Below are 15,114 nucleotides of genomic sequence, written 5' to 3'. Positions count from 1 at the left end.
GCCCGCCCCCGGAGAACCCGCCCCACCGACCGCCCCACCGACCGCCCCACCGACCGCCCCGACGGCACCCCGGACGCGGGCAAAAAATTGTCCGCGCCGCCCCGCCGACACGCGCGGGAACCGCTCCGCCAACGAACAATGCAGCACTGGCAAGGGCCTTGAACGGACAAGACTTCCCACGCTACGGGCGTGTTGACCGCGTGCGCCAACGCCGCTTCCACCAGACTGGGCGCCGACCCGACGTCAACTCCGAGGAGGGCAAGCCCATGAACGTCACCGTTCGGCTCGCACAGCAGCCCGAGGCCGACGAACTGCTCGGACGGAGTGCGCTCGCCGCGCTCGTCGGCATGCTGCTGGACCAACAGGTCCCGATGGAGTGGGCGTTCACCGGCCCGCTGACCATCGCCCAGCGCCTCGGCCACGACGACCTGGACGCCCACGAGATCGCCACCTACAACCCGGAGGAGTTCGTCGCGCTCCTCTCCGCGAAACCCGCCGTCCACCGCTACCCGGCCGCGATGGCCAAACGGGTGCAGCAGCTCTGCCAGTTCCTCGTCGCCCAGTACGACGGCGACGCCGCCGCGCTGTGGAAGAACGTCCGCACCGGCAAGGAACTGCTCAGCCGGCTCAACGCCCTGCCCGGCTTCGGCAAGCAGAAGTCGCAGATCTTCCTGGCCCTGCTCGGCAAGCAGTACGGGGTCCGGCCCGAGGGCTGGCGCGAGGCGGCCGGGGCGTACGGCGAGGAGGGCGCACACCGCTCGGTCGCCGACATCACCGGTCCTGACTCCCTCACCCTGGTACGGGAGTTCAAGCAGGAGGTGAAGCGCGCCGCGAAGGAGGCCAAGGCCGCCGCCAAGCCGCGCACCACCACCCGCACCACCGCCGCCCCCGCCCCGACCGGTGTGCGCTGACCGCCGGCCGACCCAGCCGGCCGACCGTACGGGGACCGGGCCCTCCCAGTGCGCGACGCGGGCCCCGGCCGCGCCGCGCGACCGGGGCCCGCGAACGGGGGCGCTCCGTCAGATCAGGACGGGCTCCTGCTCCTGCGCGCTCGCACCGGACCCGGCGACCGGCCCGGCCGCCTTGCGCCGCCGCGGCAGCGCGAACATCAGCAGGAAGACGACGAGCAGCACCCCGGCGACCCACCACATCGCGTGGACGAAGGCCCCGCCGAACGCCGTCCCGACCGCCTCCGGCGCGACCACGTCGTCCATCGCCCCGAAGAAGGCCACCGAGACCAGGCCGAGCCCGAGCGCGTTGCCCACCTGCTGCACGGTGTTGATCAGCCCGGAGGCCGAACCGGCGTGCTCGCGCGGCACCTCCGCCAGCACCGCGTCGGTGATCGGCGCGACGATCAGCCCCATCCCGAGGCCCATCACCACCAGCGGCAGCACCATCTGCCAGGCCGTGATCGCCGACCCGTACCGGTCCGCCTCCCAGATGTAGACGAGCACGCCCGCCGCCATCACCAGCGCGCCGGTCTGGAGCACCTTGCGCCCGAACCGCGGCACCAGCTTCTGCACCGAGAGCCCGGCCGCCGTGGAGACCGCGATCGAGAACGGGATGCCGGTCGCGCCGGCCTTGAGCGGGCTCCAGCCCAGCCCCACCTGCATGTAGAGGGTCCAGACCAGGAAGTAGATGCCGAGCGCCACGCCGAAGGCCAGCTGCACGCAGATCCCGGCCGCGAAGGACTTCACCCGGAACAGCGCCAGCTCCACCAGCGGCGAGCCGTCCCGCCGCGTCTTGACCCGCTCGTAGAGCACGAACAGCGCGAACACCGGCAGGCTCCCGGCCATCGACAGGTAGCCCCAGAGCGGCCAGCCGGCCTCCCGGCCGTGCGTCAGCGGGTAGATCAGCATCAGCAGGCCGAGGCTGGCCAGCGCCACGCCCACCAGGTCCAGCTTCAGCGCCTGGTCGGCCTTCGACTCGTCGATGAAGCGGCGGCCGAGCAGCAGCCCGGCGATGCCGACCGGCAGGTTGATCAGGAAGATCGGGCGCCAGGCCAGGCCGAACAGGTCCCACTCGGTGAGCAGCGCGCCGATCAGCGGACCGGAGACCGCGCCCAGCCCGACCACCGCGCCGAACAGGCCGAACACCTTGCCGCGCTCCTCCGCCGGGAAGCTCGCGTGGATGATCGACAGCACCTGCGGCACCATCAGCGCCGCCGTCCCGCCCTGGAGCAGCCGGGTCGCGACCAGCATCTCCGGCCCGGAGGCCAGCCCGCACAGCGCCGAGGCCAGGGTGAAGCCGCCGATCCCGATCAGGAACACCCGCTTGCGGCCGTGGATGTCGCCCAGCCGACCACCGGTGATCAGGCCGATCGCGAAGGCCAGCGCGTAGCCGCCGGTCACCCACTGGATGGCGCTGAAGGTGGCGCCGAGGTCCTGCTGGATGCTCGGGATCGCGATGTTGACGATGGTGACGTCCACCAGGTCCATGAAGGAGGCGACCATCACGATCGTCAGCGCGATCCACCTCCTCCGGTCCGCTGCCGCGGTGCCCATTCCGTACTCCTCTTCCTTCTTCACGCCCAAGACGCTCGCCTCGACACCCATGACAGTACGGCCCATGTAGGTCAGGTCCTGTCCCAATTGTTCCGGCATGCTGGAGGCCATGACCGACACCCCGGCCCGGCTGCTGAGCCTGCTGTCCCTGCTCCAGACCCCGCGCGAGTGGCCCGGCAGCGAGCTCGCCGAGCGGCTCGGCGTCAGCCCGCGCACCATCCGGCGCGACATCGACCGGCTGCGCGAACTCGGCTACCCGGTGCGGGCCAGCATGGGCGCGGTCGGCGGCTACCGGCTGGTCGCGGGCACCGCGATGCCCCCGCTGCTGCTGGACGACGAGGAGGCGGTGGCCATCGCGGTCGGGCTCCGCGCGGCGGCCGGGCACGCCGTGGTCGGCATCGAGGAGGCCTCGGTCCGGGCGCTCGGCAAGCTGCTCCAGGTGCTGCCGGGCCGGCTGCGGCACCGGGTCGGGACGCTCAACTCGGCGACCGTGCCGCTGCTCACCGGGGACGGCCCGACCGTCGACCCGGAGGACCTCACCGTGCTCGCCCGCGCCGTCACCGCCCGGGAGCGGCTGCGCTTCGGCTACCGGGCGTACGACGGCGCCGAGACCAGGCGGCAGGTCGAGCCCGAGCGGCTGGTCTCGGTCGGCCGCCGCTGGTACCTGGTCGGCTACGACCTCGACCGCGCGGACTGGCGGCTCTTCCGGGTCGACCGGCTGGCCGGCCCGGAAGCCACCGGTGTCCGCTTCACCCCGCGCCAGCTGCCCGCCGAGGACGCCGCCGCGTACGTGGCGGGCAAGCTGCGCCGCCCGTCACCCAGCGGCGCCGTGGTCGCCACCGTGCACGCCCCGGCCGAGCGGGTCCGCCGGGGCCTGCGGCCGGGCGACGCCGAGGTCGAGCCGCTCGACGAGCACAGCTGCGTGCTCCGCTCCCGCTCCGACTCGCTGGAGTGGACGGCGATGCGGCTGCTGTCGCTGGACTGCGAGTTCGAGGTGCACGAGCCGCCGGCGCTGCGCGAGCACCTGCGCCGGCTGGCCGCCCGTGCCCGGCACGCGGCGGGAGAGGGCTGAGGGCCGCGTCCTGTCGACCGGGCAGGGCCCGGCTAGGCCGCCACCCGGAACCAGCCGTTGCCGGAGCGGAACCAGAGCACGCCGTCCCGGCCGTACGCGCGGTGCCGGTCGAGGTCGCCGAGCACGTCCAGCTTGCGCTTCCCGGTCCGCTTCCACGTCCTGCCGACCAGCAGGTGCCAGGTCAGCTCGCCGCCGCGGGTCAGGAAGACGCCCTCGCGGGCGCGGACCGCGACGCCGACCGGCTGCCGGACCGGGCAGGGCACCGTGGTCGAGGTCCCGTCGGCCGCGTCGACCCGGGTGAGGTAGCTGCCCGAGGAGCTCGGGTACCAGGCCAGCCAGGCGTACCGGCCCTCGGTCGCGCCGGCCAGGCCCTCCAGCGGGTAGCCGGGGAGGTCCTTGCCGTGGTCGGGGCTCCAGACCACCCGGCCGTGGGTGTCGGCGGCCGTCAGCCCCGGGTGGGACATCGGGTGGTCGCCGTAGACGCCCTCGTCGCCGTAGGCCATCCAGATCCGCCCGCCGCGGTCGGTCACCAGCACGGGGGTGTCGTCGCCGAGCAGCAGCTCCCCGCCGGGCGTCCCGTCGGGGCCGTACACGAAGCCGTTGGGCAGCCACTTGTCGCCGTCCTGCTCGGCCCGGACCGCCACCAGCAGCAGCCGGCCGCCCGGCAGCAGCGCCAGGTGGTCCGGCACGCAGTCGAGCCCGGACAGCGGCACCCGGCGCTCCCCGCTCCGGTCCAGCACCACCACCTCGGCGTCGTACGGCGTCCGGACCGGCGGCCACGACCCGACCGGTCCCACGTACTGCTCCGGCACCAGCAGGACGGCCAGTTCGCCGTCCGGCCCGACCGTCCAGGTCACGGCCCGGAGGCCGGTCCGCCACTCCTCCTCGGGCAGCCGCCAGACCTCGACCGGACGATCGGACACCGCCATGGATCAGACCCCGTACTCGGCGGTCAGCAGGGCGCGACCGATGGTGTGGAAGGTGAGGTTGAAGCCCACCTGGGCCGGCGGGACATCGGCGGCGACGTCCAGCTCCTCCACGTCCAGCGCGTGCACCGCGAAGACGTAGCGGTGCGGGGCGCCGGGCGGCGGGGCGGCGCCGTCGTAACGGTTGCCCGGGAAGTCGTTGCGGGCGTGGAAGGAGGCCCCGCCCGGCAGGCTCCCGTCCGAGGAGCCGGCGCCGCGCGGCAGTTCCACGGTGTCGGCGGGCAGGTCGAGGGCGAGCCAGTGCCACCAGCCGGAGCCGGTCGGCGCGTCCGGGTCGTAGCAGGTGACCGCGATGCTCCGGGTGCCCTCCGGCAGGCCCGACCAGGCCAGCTGCGGCGAGAGGTTGCCACCGGCGTGGATGAACTCCCGGCCCAGTGTGCCGCCTTCGGTGAAGTCCTCGCTGCTCAGCTGGAAGGACGGCACCTGCGGCAGGAACTCGTAGGGCAACGGCGGACGCACAGTCATGGAACGGTCACCTCTCACAGTCGGAACGACACCGTCACTGTAATGGGGTGCACGTGCGATCCCGACGCCCCTAGAGTCGGCAACATGGCCTCCAGAATGACCCGTCTGTTCTCCGACTCCCGCGACGCGCTGTTCACCATGCTCGGCGTCCAGGCCGTCATCTGGTCCGTCCAGGTGCTCAACTGGCTGGACGACTACGGGCTGTCGCGGGAGCTCGGGCTGCGCTCGGAGCGGATCGGCGACCTGCCCGAGATGTTCACCATGCCGTTCCTGCACTTCAGTTGGGAGCACATCGAGGCCAACTCCTGGCCGCTGTTCGTGCTCGGCTTCCTGTCCGCCTACCGGGGCATGCGGAAGTTCCTGCTGGCCAGCCTGGTGATCATGGTGTCCGGCGGGCTCACGGTCTGGCTGCTGGAGAGCCCGAACACCGTGACGGCCGGCGCCAGCGGCATGGTCTTCGGCTACCTCGGCTACGTGGTGCTGCGCGGCGTCCTGGACCGCAACGTGCTGGACGCGGTGGTCGGCGTCGCGGTCGCGGCGGTCTACTCGACCATCCTGATCGGCGTGCTGCCGGTCACCCCGGGCGTCAGCTGGCTGGGGCACCTCGGCGGGCTGGTCGGCGGGATAGCCGCCGCCTTCCTGCTCCGCGACCGCCCGGCCGGGCAGCGGGCCCCGAAGCCCGCCGCACGGACGGCCGCCACCCCGGTCAGCCCGGGCGCCGCCCTGCTCAAGCAGCTGGACGACCTGGGCATCTAGGCCCTCTTTTCGGGTCTCGCCTGACGCACCCGGGCCCGGGCGCGTCAGGTATAGACCAATTCCACCCCTGCGGCTAGCGTGGACAGCTCACCCTCCCCCAGCTCCGGAGCCGCACCGTGGAGTCGTCCGTCCTCGCCTTCGCCACCGACCTGCTCGACGAGGGCGCCGACACCTTCTTCGGCAACCTCACCGACCGCGCCGGAGTGGGCGGGGTCACCCTGGCCTCCGTCTACCACGAGGCCCGCGACGTCTTCCCGCACAACCCCCGCCGGGTGGTCCGCTACCTGGAGCCGGGCGCGGCGTACTTCCGCCCCGACCCGGCCGCCTGGCGGGGCCGCCGGCTCGCCCCCGTCCCGTCCACCGCGCTGGGGGAGCGGGACCCCTTCGCCGAGGCCGCCGAGGAGACCCGCCGCCGCGGACTGAAGCTGCACGCCTGGACGGTCTTCTGCCACAACGACCGGCTCGGCTTCGCCCACCCCGACTGCGCCCCGGCCAACGCCTTCGGCGACCGCCACCTCACCGAGCTCTGCCCGGCGAACCCGGAGGTCCGGGAGTACGCGCTGACCCTGGTCGCCGAACTCGCCCGGTACGGCGTGGACGCGATCCGCGCCGAGTCCCTGCACTTCCACGGCCTGCGCCACGGCTACCACCACGAGCGCTACTTCGAGGAACTGGGCCCGACCGCCGAGGCCCTGCTCGGCGTCTGCTTCTGCCCGCACTGCCGCGCCGCCGCCACCGCCGCCGGCGTCCCGGCCGAGCAGGTGGCCGAGGCGGTGCGCACCGAGCTGCGCCGCCGGCTGGCCGACGAGTCGGCGGCCGCCGAGCCCGCCGACCTGAGCGCCCTCGCCGACGGCGCCTTCGCCGCCTACGTGGACGCCTCCGCCGCCACCGTCACCTCGCTCGCCGCCGAACTCACCGAGCAGGCCCACCGGCACGGCATGCGGCTGAGCTTCATGGACGGCGGCGGCCCGGGCAAGGGCTGGCTCTCCGGCATCGACCTGCCCGCCCTCGCGCGGGTCACCGACCAGATCGAGACCCTCGGCTACGCGAAGACCCCGGCGGAGGTCCGGGAGAAGATCGCCGCCTTCGCCCTGCACGGCGTCCGCCCGCAGTCCATGGCGGTGATCCTGCGCCCGATGTCCTCCGACTGCGACGGCCCGGAGAACCTCGCCGCCAAGCTCGCCACGCTGCGCGAACTCGGCGTCCCGGAGGTCGAGTTCTACAACTACGGGCTGATGCGGCTGTCCTCCCTGGACCGGATCGGCGCCGCGCTCGCCGGCTGACCGACGGGCGCCGCCGGCCGGTCAGCGCCGCCGCTTGGACGTCCCGAACAGGCTGCGCGAGATCTCCTGGCCGAGCTGGCGGCCGGCCGAGCGCGCGAAGGACTTCACGGTCGGGTTGCTCAGCAGCGAGCCGAGCAGCCCGCCCGCCGCCTCCTTCTCCCTCGGCGCCTGCCGCCGCGGCGCGGGCGTCTCCTGTCGTCCCGGCGCTTCCGGCGCCGGCCCGGTCGGCACCGGCCCGGTCGCCGCCGCCTCCGGTCGGGGAGCGCGCGCCGCCAGCTTCTCGTACGCCGACTCCCGGTCGATCGCGTCCCGGTAGCGCGCCGTCAGCGGCGAGGCGTCCACCACCGCCCGCAGGTCCGCCGCCTCGATCGGCCCCATCAGCGACCGCGGCGCCCGCAGCCTGGTCGCCGCGACCGGCGTCGGCGCGCCCTTCTCGGACAGCACGGTGACCACCGCCTCGCCGGTGCCCAGCGAGGTCAGGACCGCACCGAGGTCGTACGAGGAGCGCGGGAAGGTCGAGACGGTGGCCTTGAGCGCCTTGGCGTCGTCCGGGGTGAAGGCGCGCAGCGCGTGCTGCACCCGGTTGCCCAACTGCGCCAGCACGTCGGACGGTACGTCCCGCGGCGTCTGGGTCACGAAGAAGATGCCGACGCCCTTGGACCGGATCAGCCGCACCGTCTGGGTGATCGCCTCCAGGAAGGCCTTGGAGGCGCCCCTGAACAGCAGGTGCGCCTCGTCGAAGAAGAAGACCAGTTTGGGCTTGTCGAGGTCGCCCACCTCGGGCAGCTCCTGGTAGAGGTCGGCGAGCAGCCACATCAGGAAGGTGGAGAACAGCCGCGGCCGGTCCTGCACGGCGGGCAGTTCCAGCACCGAGACCACGCCCCGGCCGTCCGCCGCGGTCCGCAGCAGCTCGGCGGTGTCGAACTCGGGCTCGCCGAAGAAGGCCCCGGCGCCCTCGTTCCCCAGCACGGTGAGCGCGCGCAGGATGACCCCGGCGGTGGCCGCCGAGAGCCCGCCGATGGTCCTCAACTCCTCCTTGCCCTCGGGCGAGGTGAGGAAGGCGATCACCGCGGTGAGGTCCTTGAGGTCGTACAGCTCCAGGCCCTGGCGGTCGGCGTAGTGGAACACCAGGCTGAGCGAGGACTCCTGGGTCTCGTTCAGGTCGAGCACCTTGGCCAGCAGCAGCGGCCCGAAGCTGGTGACGGTGGCCCGGACCGGGATGCCGGCGCCCTGCCCGCCGAGCGCGTAGAACTCGGCCGGGCAGCCCCGCGGCTCCCACTGCTGCCCCACCTCGGCGGCCCGGGCGGTGGTCCGGTCGCTCGGGACCCCGGGCGCGGCGACGCCGGAGACGTCCCCCTTGATGTCGGCCAGGAACACCGGCACGCCCTGCTCGGAGAGTTGCTCGGCGATGAGTTGGAGGGTCTTGGTCTTGCCGGTGCCGGTGGCCCCGGCGACCAGCCCGTGCCGGTTGAGCACGCCCAGCGGGATGCGCACCGGGGCGTCCGGGTACGCGGTGCCGTCCAGCAGCACCGCGCCGAGTTCGAGGGCGGGACCGGCGAAGGCGTACCCGTCGGCGATCTCCCGGACGGCCGGCGGGGTGAGGTCGGAGGACATCGGTGCACACTCCTGAGCGGATCGGAACGCTTCGGAACGCTTCGGCATCGACACCGGAACCCGATCGGCACCGGGGCGATGTTCGCGACATTTCCCATCAAACAGCCGTATTCGTCCACCCGCAGTTCACACCGGCGCGCGTGGCGGGGCCTCGGCTGCTGCGCCATCCGCCGTCCGAACGGTAGGCTTTCCGTGTGATCTTCAAGCGCATCGGCAATGGGCGGCCGTACCCGGATCACGGCCGGACGAGCACCCGCCAGTGGGCTGACGTCGCCCCGCGTCCGGTGCGACTCGACCAGCTGGTGACCACCAAGGGCCAACTCGACCTCGAAACCCTGCTGGCCGAGGACTCGACGTTCTACGGGGACCTCTTCGCCCACGTGGTGAAGTGGCACGGCGACCTCTACCTGGAGGACGGGCTGCACCGGGCCGTACGGGCCGCGCTGCAGCAGCGCCAGGTGCTGCACGCCCGCGTCCTCGAAATGGAGTGACGGACTCCCACCCGGGCCCGTCGGACCCGCCACAGGACTTCCGGACCGCCCCCTCGCCACCCGGCGGAGGGCGGTCCGCCCGTACCCCGGTACCCCCTTTCGGGTACCGGGGTACGCCAGATGATGATCGTTTAGTACCTTCGAAGCCGTACGGCACTACGCTGCTGACTACGGCCGCGACCAGGGGATTCCGCCCGCACCGGGGGAAGTCCCCCACCCGGCCGATCCGTCATCCCGACCCCGCCCCGGTACGAGGGGGAGACAAACCGTGAGCATGTTGACTCCCCGAGGCCTCAAGGGGAAGCAGTACCGCGTCACCGGCAACACCTATCCGCGGTTGGGCCGGCCCCCGAAGAAGAGCCGCAAGGTGATCGCCGCGCTGGCCGGACTGCTCGCCCTGGCCCTGGTCGGGCTCGGCGGCGTGCAGCTGTACGACATCTTCACCGGCAAGGACAAGAACGCCTCGGCGCAGGCCTGCGCGACGCCCTCCGGCAAGCCGCTGGCCGCCCCCACGCCGGGCGAGACCCCGGGCGCACCCGCCGCCGCGCAGGGCGACCCGCACGCGATCCCGCAGCCCACCGCGGTCACCGTGAACGTCTACAACGCCACCACCAAGGGCGGCCTGGCCGGCCGGACCGCCGAGGAGCTGAAGAAGCGCGGCTTCGTCATCGGCAAGGTCGGCAACGCCCCGGCCGAGCTGGACAAGAAGGTGCCCGGCACCGCCCAGGTGATCGCCGGCCCGACCGGCGCCGGCGCGGGCACCCTGGTCGGCTCGCAGATCGCCGGGGCCACCGTCACCGCCGACGCCCGCACCGACACCAGCGTGGACTTCGTGATCGGCGACAGCTACAACGCCCTGCTGGACGAGACCCAGGCGGCCGCCGCGCTCGCCCTGGCCACCAAGCCCTCCCCCGCCCCGACCGCCACCGGCAGCTGCTAGGCCGTCCGGCCGGACAGGGCCCGGACAGGCGCCACGAGCAGCGGAGAGCCCCCGGCAGACGCAGTGCCGGGGGCTCTCGGACGTTCGCGTTCGGGAAGGGCTCAGCCCGCGGTGCCGTACAGCCGGTCGCCCGCGTCGCCGAGGCCGGGGACGATGTAGCCGTTCTCGTTGAGCCGCTCGTCCACGGCGGCGGTGACCACGGTGACCGGCAGGTCCGCCAGCTCCCGGCGCATCACCTCGACGCCCTCGGGGGACGCCAGCAGCACCACGGCGGTGACGTCGGTGGCGCCGCGCTCGATCAGCATCCGGATCGCGGCGACCAGGGTACCGCCGGTGGCCAGCATCGGGTCGAGCACGTAGACCTGGCGGCCGGAGAGGTCGTCCGGCATCCGGGTGGCGTAGGTGGAGGCCTCCAGGGTCTCCTCGTTGCGGACCATGCCGAGGAAGCCGACCTCGGCGGTCGGCAGCAGGCGGGTCATCCCGTCCAGCATGCCGAGGCCGGCCCGCAGGATCGGGACCACCAGCGGACGCGGGTAGCTGAGCCGGGTACCCAGAGTGACCGCCACGGGGGTGGTGATCTCCACCTCGTCGGTGCGGACGTCGCGGGTGGCCTCGTAGGCGAGGAGGGTCACCAGCTCGTCGGTCAGGCGACGGAAGGTCGGCGAGTCGGTGCGCTCATCGCGCAGGGTGGAGAGCTTGTGGGCGACCAGGGGGTGGTCGACGACGTGGAGACGCATGTACCGAGGTTAGCCCGGTCCTGGACGGGCGTACGACTCACCGTGCCCCGCCCGGGCCGCCGACCGGGTGACGCTCCGGTGACACGCCGTGACCCGGCGGGAATCCCGGACGGAAGTGTCTCCTGTGGTATCAACCGGACCGTTCTGGGAATGTCACCTCTTATGACGAGCAACCCGAACGCCGGGGACGGCTCGATGGACGAGCCCGTGGACGGGTCGGGCGGCAGCCCGGGCCCTCCGCACGACCCCCCGGAAACCGAGGCGGACCGCCGCAAACGGCGGGCCGTCTTCCTGCGCGAGCTCGCCGAAGCCCGCGAACTGCGGGAGCGGGTCCAGCCCCGACGGACCAAGGAGCGGCGGATGCGCGAGGCGATGCGGATGCGAACCTTCCGGATCTGACACGGCCCGGTACCCCTCCCGCACCGCCCCGACAGGCGTTCGGAGCAAATTTCGACCGGCTTCGGACCGCCCCGGCCCGGCTTCGTTGTCCGCCACCCGGTCCTTCCGACACGACCTGCAAAGACGCGCTGCCGAACACCCCCCGCGAGGGCGGGCTTTCTGTCACGATTCCGATGGGACGGTCCGAACAAGCGGACCGCCTCTGGCGCGGGGGCGGCCAGATTTTCGTATTGCCCGTGCGCGCCGACAGCCGAGACCGGACGATCTTGGGAGTGTCCCTGGTGGCGTACTTCGCTGCAGTGCTTGCTCGCACCGAGGACGGGTGGGATGTGAGCGAGACGGAGCTCGACGACGTCGAAACCCTGGCCGATCTGGCCGACCTGGCGCGCGACAGCGCCCAGGACGACGACAGCGTCCTGATCTTCATCGAACAGGAGGACGCCTGGTTCGCCATCGTCCGCGTGGACGGCGAGGAGGACCCGCGGATCTTCGTGTCGGACGGCGCCGCGGCCGCCCGCAGTTCCTACGGCTCGGTCCTCACCGACGAACTGGTGGACCAGGCCGGCGAGAGCGAGTTCGGCGACCTGGACCACCTGCTGGACGAGGCCGAGGAGGCCGAGGAGCAGGACGACGAGGACGCCGAGGCCCGGGGCGGCGTCCCGGTCGGCCCGCTCGGCGACGCCCACCTGCTCACCGAGTTCGGCCTCGCCTCCGAGGAGCTGCTCGGGCTCAGCGGCGAGGGCGCGGTGCCGGGCGACGCCCTGGAGGAGATCGCCGAGGCCCTGGGCTGTGGCGAGGTACTGGAGGCCGTCCGGTAGCGGGGGTCGGCCGGTCCTGCCGGTGTCCGCCACCGGATGCCCGACACTGGATGCCATGCAGTCCGCATCCACCCCCCTGACCGTCCCGCACGTCCCCCCGCTGCCCGCACCCGTCCGCCCCGACCCGGTCCGCGACCGCTGGGCGGCGCCGATGCGCCTCGCCATGGCCGAGGCCGCGCTGGCGCCGGCCGCCGGAGACGTACCGGTCGGGGCGCTCGTGCTGAACCGGGACGGCGAGGTGATCGGACGCGGCCACAACGAGCGCGAGGCGGTCGGCGACCCGACCGGGCACGCCGAGGTGGTCGCGATCCGGCAGGCGGCGGAGAATCTGAGGCGAGCCGCGCGCAGCGCACCGGACGACGGTGGCGGGCGACGGGAGGGCGAGTGGCGGCTCAGCGGCTGCACACTGGTCGTCACACTGGAGCCGTGCACCATGTGCGCCGGCGCCATCGTGCTGTCCCGGATCGACCGGGTGGTCTACGGCGCCCTCGACGAGAAGGCCGGCGCGGCCGGCTCGCTCTTCGACGTGATGCGCGACCGCCGGCTCAACCACCGCCCCGAGGTGATCTGGGGCGTCCTCGCCGAGGAGTGCGGCGAGCAGCTGCGGGCCTTCTTCGACGCCCACCGCTGAGGGGCCGCCGCCGGCCCCGGCCATACGGATTTCGTGACTGTGCCACCCCTCCGGTAGAGTTCCTCTCGGTAGCGTGTCCGAGCGGCCAAAGGAGCACGCCTCGAAAGCGTGTGTGGGGGCAACTCCACCGTGGGTTCGAATCCCACCGCTACCGCTCGAAAGCCCGAGGGCCCGTCCGGATCGGACGGGCCCTCGGCGTTTCTCCCGCGGCTTCCCGGTGCCGGGCGGGCACGGGAACGGCTCCGCACCCCGGGCCGATGACCACCGGTGCCCGGTCCGTACGGAGCCTGGAGGGGGAGCGGTTCGGGGGGACTGACCGCTCCCCCGACGGAGTCCCACAACCGGCGCCGCGTCGGGGGGAAGCCGCGGCGGCCGGTCCCACAGCGGGGAGCTCCGGATCCACGTACCGGGGATTCCTGCCAGATCCGCGGTACACCTCCATCCTGCCGCCAGGCCCGCGACCGGGCACCCGGAGAAAGGCCCCACTCGCGGGGACCTTCGTCCCGCCGGCCGAACGCGTCGCACACTTGATAGCCCGTCCGGGTGGATAAGCTGCCCCTGGCAACCGCTCGGGGACCGGACGACGGCGGCCCACGGCTGGGAGGAAGGTCACCCGATGGCGCAGGCGAAGAAGATCGGCATCGTCCTCCTGCTCGTCTTCGTGCTCTACTCGATCATCACCTCGCCCTCCCGCTCCGCCGAGCTGGTCCAGCTCGGGTTCGAGGGGATCTCGAACGCGGCCAAGGCGGTCGGTGCCTTCATGACCGGTCTGATCAAGTAGCGGGCGGCCCCCGAACGGCCGCCGCGCACCGGCTACGGTGAGCGGGACCCTCTGTCCCCGTCCGCGAGGAGCGGCAATCGTGATCCGGCACCTGGTCCTGTTCAAGCTCAACGAAGGCGTCAGCAAGGACGAAGAGCGCGTGCTCGCCGGCGCCAAGGCCTTCGACGCGCTCGGCGCGGTGATCCCCGAGCTGCGCGAGTGGGAGTGCGGCTGGAACACCACCGAGCGGGACATCGCCTATGACTATGCGATCAACAGCCTGGTCGAGGACCGCGATGCCCTCCAGGCCTACCTGACCCACCCGGACCACCAGGCCGCGGCCGGCCTCTGGCGCGAGTTCGCCACCTGGGTGATCGCCGACGTCGAGGTCTGAGCACCCGTCCGACGCAGCCCGTCCGACCCAGCCCGTCCGAAGCCCGCCCCGGGCCCTTCCCCCGGACGGACCGCGGCGCCCCGCCCGACCTCCGGGCGGGGCGCCGTGCCACGTCCCGGAAGGATCCGTACGGCGCCTCGCCGGCGACCCCTGGGAAGGTCGAACGCCCGACCAACACACCTCCGCCGGGTGCTTGCCCGACGTGTGCCCACCTTGTGATGCTATGACCGGTTTTGCCGGACATGGCGAGGTAGTGAAGCCAGCCGCGACACCCGATCCGCAGGGCCCGCCATTGACGACTTTGGGAGGGGTGAGGTGTCCGTGGACGAAGTGCTGGCTGCGATCACCAGCCCGGCCGGCGAGCTCCGCCCGGACCGGCTGCGCGGCCCCGGCGGCCGCCCCGCCGTGGACGTCCGGACGCTGACCCGGGTGCTGTTCGAGCGGCTCGCCGAACTCCCCCCGGGCACCCCCGAACGGGAGCGGGTCCGGGCCGCCCTGATCGAGGTGAACATCCCGCTGGTCCGCTACGCGGCCACCCGCTTCCGCAGCCGCAGCGAGCCTATGGAGGACGTCGTCCAGGTCGGCACCATCGGCCTGATCAACGCGATCGACCGCTTCGACCCCGACCGCGGCGTCCAGTTCCCCACCTACGCGCTGCCGACCATCCTGGGCGAGATCAAGCGCTACTTCCGGGACAACGTCCGCACCATGCACGTCCCGCGCCGGCTCCAGGAGCTGTGGGTCCAGGTCAGCGGCGCGATGGAGGAGCTGACGGTGCTGCACGGGCGGGCGCCCAAGGTGCCGGAGATCGCCGCCAGCCTGCGGATCCCCGAGGAGGACGTGCGGGCCTGCCTGGACGCCGGGCGGGCGTACAACGCGGCGTCCCTGGAGGCCGCGCAGGAGCACGAGGGCGGGCTCGCCCTGCTCGACCGGCTCGGCTACGAGGACTCGGCGCTGGCCGAGGTCGAGCACCGCGACATGGTCCGCCACCTGCTGGTCCAGCTGCCCGAGCGGGAGCGGCGGATCGTCATGCTGCGGTTCTTCGCCAACCTGACGCAGTCCCAGATCAGCACCGAGCTGGGGATGTCCCAGATGCACGTGTCACGGTTGCTCTCGCGGATCCTGACCAGGCTTCGGACCGGCAACTCCTGGGAAGAGTGAGATTGCAGCGAGTTACTCCGGCGTGACATCTTGCGACGTTCGGGTTTGCCGTGGACCGTGTTCCGGTATGCAGGGGGAAGGCCCTCGCCGGGAACCTCCGCGC

Annotated in this window: 17 protein-coding genes and 1 tRNA gene; 13 read left to right on the top strand and 5 right to left on the bottom strand. The window is 72.8% G+C overall.

Annotated elements, in window-relative coordinates; genetic code table 11:
- The first annotated feature begins 266 nt into the window (after positions 1-266).
- Positions 267-911 (top strand): HhH-GPD-type base excision DNA repair protein, encoded by a 645-nt coding sequence (locus tag ACFRAR_RS21755; RefSeq protein WP_380699765.1) that lies wholly within the window; start codon positions 267-269, stop codon positions 909-911.
- A gap of 108 nt (positions 912-1,019) precedes the next feature.
- Here ACFRAR_RS21755 and ACFRAR_RS21750 read toward each other — a convergent pair whose 3' ends face one another.
- Complete coding sequence (locus tag ACFRAR_RS21750) at positions 1,020-2,504, bottom strand: MFS transporter (RefSeq protein WP_380699788.1); 1,485 nt, start codon at positions 2,502-2,504, stop codon at positions 1,020-1,022.
- A 109-nt stretch (positions 2,505-2,613) separates the two neighbouring features.
- Between ACFRAR_RS21750 and ACFRAR_RS21745 the strand changes: the two genes are divergently transcribed.
- Entirely contained in the window at positions 2,614-3,576 is a 963-nt protein-coding gene (locus ACFRAR_RS21745) for a helix-turn-helix transcriptional regulator (RefSeq protein WP_380699764.1), read from the top strand.
- 32 nt (positions 3,577-3,608) lie between these two features.
- Here the strand turns inward: ACFRAR_RS21745 and ACFRAR_RS21740 are convergent, their stop codons facing one another.
- Together ACFRAR_RS21740 and ACFRAR_RS21735 are read right to left on the bottom strand one after the other, a co-directional pair.
- On the bottom strand, positions 3,609-4,499 hold the full coding sequence (locus tag ACFRAR_RS21740) for a hypothetical protein (protein ID WP_380699763.1): 891 nt from the start codon (positions 4,497-4,499) through the stop codon (positions 3,609-3,611).
- Positions 4,500-4,508: 9 nt separating this feature from the next.
- Positions 4,509-5,027 carry a YbhB/YbcL family Raf kinase inhibitor-like protein gene (locus tag ACFRAR_RS21735; RefSeq protein WP_380699762.1) on the bottom strand — a complete coding sequence of 173 codons (519 nt, stop codon included), beginning with the start codon at positions 5,025-5,027 and terminating at the stop codon, positions 4,509-4,511.
- Between the two features lie 84 nt (positions 5,028-5,111).
- Here ACFRAR_RS21735 and ACFRAR_RS21730 point away from each other — a divergent pair, with 84 nt between their 5' ends.
- Entirely contained in the window at positions 5,112-5,783 is a 672-nt protein-coding gene (locus ACFRAR_RS21730; protein ID WP_380699761.1) for a rhomboid family intramembrane serine protease, read from the top strand.
- Positions 5,784-5,899: 116 nt separating this feature from the next.
- Positions 5,900-7,066 carry a hypothetical protein gene (locus tag ACFRAR_RS21725; protein ID WP_380699760.1) on the top strand — a complete coding sequence of 389 codons (1,167 nt, stop codon included), beginning with the start codon at positions 5,900-5,902 and terminating at the stop codon, positions 7,064-7,066.
- A 21-nt stretch (positions 7,067-7,087) separates the two neighbouring features.
- On the opposite strand, the gene ACFRAR_RS21720 is transcribed toward ACFRAR_RS21725, so the two are convergent.
- Complete coding sequence (locus ACFRAR_RS21720) at positions 7,088-8,680, bottom strand: helicase HerA-like domain-containing protein (RefSeq protein WP_380699759.1); 1,593 nt, start codon at positions 8,678-8,680, stop codon at positions 7,088-7,090.
- 194 nt (positions 8,681-8,874) lie between these two features.
- Between ACFRAR_RS21720 and ACFRAR_RS21715 the strand changes: the two genes are divergently transcribed.
- Both ACFRAR_RS21715 and ACFRAR_RS21710 read left to right on the top strand, forming a co-directional pair.
- Positions 8,875-9,171, top strand: coding sequence for a type II toxin-antitoxin system VapB family antitoxin (locus ACFRAR_RS21715; protein WP_030061387.1), 297 nt, complete (start codon positions 8,875-8,877; stop codon positions 9,169-9,171).
- A gap of 274 nt (positions 9,172-9,445) precedes the next feature.
- Positions 9,446-10,111, top strand: a complete 666-nt coding sequence (locus ACFRAR_RS21710) for a LytR C-terminal domain-containing protein (protein WP_380699787.1) — start codon at positions 9,446-9,448, stop codon at positions 10,109-10,111.
- Between the two features lie 101 nt (positions 10,112-10,212).
- Here the strand turns inward: ACFRAR_RS21710 and upp are convergent, their stop codons facing one another.
- Complete coding sequence (gene upp, locus ACFRAR_RS21705) at positions 10,213-10,848, bottom strand: uracil phosphoribosyltransferase (protein WP_380699758.1); 636 nt, start codon at positions 10,846-10,848, stop codon at positions 10,213-10,215.
- A 195-nt stretch (positions 10,849-11,043) separates the two neighbouring features.
- Between upp and ACFRAR_RS21700 the strand changes: the two genes are divergently transcribed.
- The 7 genes from ACFRAR_RS21700 (at position 11,044) to ACFRAR_RS21670 (ending at position 15,011) form a co-directional block, all read left to right on the top strand.
- On the top strand, positions 11,044-11,247 hold the full coding sequence (locus tag ACFRAR_RS21700; protein ID WP_380699786.1) for a hypothetical protein: 204 nt from the start codon (positions 11,044-11,046) through the stop codon (positions 11,245-11,247).
- 281 nt (positions 11,248-11,528) lie between these two features.
- Positions 11,529-12,065 (top strand): tRNA adenosine deaminase-associated protein, encoded by a 537-nt coding sequence (locus tag ACFRAR_RS21695; protein WP_380699785.1) that lies wholly within the window; start codon positions 11,529-11,531, stop codon positions 12,063-12,065.
- Positions 12,066-12,120: 55 nt separating this feature from the next.
- Positions 12,121-12,696: a nucleoside deaminase gene (locus ACFRAR_RS21690; RefSeq protein ID WP_380699757.1), complete on the top strand. Its 576-nt coding sequence runs from the start codon at positions 12,121-12,123 to the stop codon at positions 12,694-12,696.
- 67 nt (positions 12,697-12,763) lie between these two features.
- Positions 12,764-12,850 (top strand) — tRNA-Ser (locus ACFRAR_RS21685).
- Positions 12,851-13,312: 462 nt separating this feature from the next.
- On the top strand, positions 13,313-13,477 hold the full coding sequence (locus ACFRAR_RS21680; protein ID WP_380699756.1) for a hypothetical protein: 165 nt from the start codon (positions 13,313-13,315) through the stop codon (positions 13,475-13,477).
- Positions 13,478-13,556: 79 nt separating this feature from the next.
- Positions 13,557-13,850 carry a Dabb family protein gene (locus ACFRAR_RS21675; protein ID WP_380699755.1) on the top strand — a complete coding sequence of 98 codons (294 nt, stop codon included), beginning with the start codon at positions 13,557-13,559 and terminating at the stop codon, positions 13,848-13,850.
- Positions 13,851-14,228: 378 nt separating this feature from the next.
- The gene (locus ACFRAR_RS21670; protein ID WP_380699784.1) at positions 14,229-15,011 is read left to right on the top strand and encodes an RNA polymerase sigma factor SigF; all 783 of its coding nucleotides are present in this window, start codon (positions 14,229-14,231) and stop codon (positions 15,009-15,011) included.
- Positions 15,012-15,114: the final 103 nt, after the last annotated feature.

Origin of the sequence: Kitasatospora sp. NPDC056651, from assembly GCF_042792155.1 — a bacterium.
Classification (GTDB): domain Bacteria; phylum Actinomycetota; class Actinomycetes; order Streptomycetales; family Streptomycetaceae; genus Kitasatospora.
The sequence above is the reverse complement of the archived record's forward strand: the minus strand, read 5'-3'. Positions and strand labels throughout refer to the sequence as shown.

Bases quoted from the DNA above. Each gene is read 5' to 3' on its own strand.
- ACFRAR_RS21680 (WP_380699756.1), top strand. From the start codon at position 13,313: ATGGCGCAGGCGAAGAAGATCGGCATCGTCCTCCTGCTCGTCTTCGTG.
- ACFRAR_RS21750 (WP_380699788.1), bottom strand. From the start codon at position 2,504: ATGGGCACCGCGGCAGCGGACCGGAGGAGGTGGATCGCGCTGACGATC.
- ACFRAR_RS21755 (WP_380699765.1), top strand. From the start codon at position 267: ATGAACGTCACCGTTCGGCTCGCACAGCAGCCCGAGGCCGACGAACTG.
- ACFRAR_RS21720 (WP_380699759.1), bottom strand. From the start codon at position 8,680: ATGTCCTCCGACCTCACCCCGCCGGCCGTCCGGGAGATCGCCGACGGG.
- upp (WP_380699758.1), bottom strand. From the start codon at position 10,848: ATGCGTCTCCACGTCGTCGACCACCCCCTGGTCGCCCACAAGCTCTCC.
- ACFRAR_RS21690 (WP_380699757.1), top strand. From the start codon at position 12,121: ATGCAGTCCGCATCCACCCCCCTGACCGTCCCGCACGTCCCCCCGCTG.
- ACFRAR_RS21730 (WP_380699761.1), top strand. From the start codon at position 5,112: ATGGCCTCCAGAATGACCCGTCTGTTCTCCGACTCCCGCGACGCGCTG.
- ACFRAR_RS21745 (WP_380699764.1), top strand. From the start codon at position 2,614: ATGACCGACACCCCGGCCCGGCTGCTGAGCCTGCTGTCCCTGCTCCAG.
- ACFRAR_RS21710 (WP_380699787.1), top strand. From the start codon at position 9,446: ATGTTGACTCCCCGAGGCCTCAAGGGGAAGCAGTACCGCGTCACCGGC.
- ACFRAR_RS21700 (WP_380699786.1), top strand. From the start codon at position 11,044: ATGGACGAGCCCGTGGACGGGTCGGGCGGCAGCCCGGGCCCTCCGCAC.
- ACFRAR_RS21735 (WP_380699762.1), bottom strand. From the start codon at position 5,027: ATGACTGTGCGTCCGCCGTTGCCCTACGAGTTCCTGCCGCAGGTGCCG.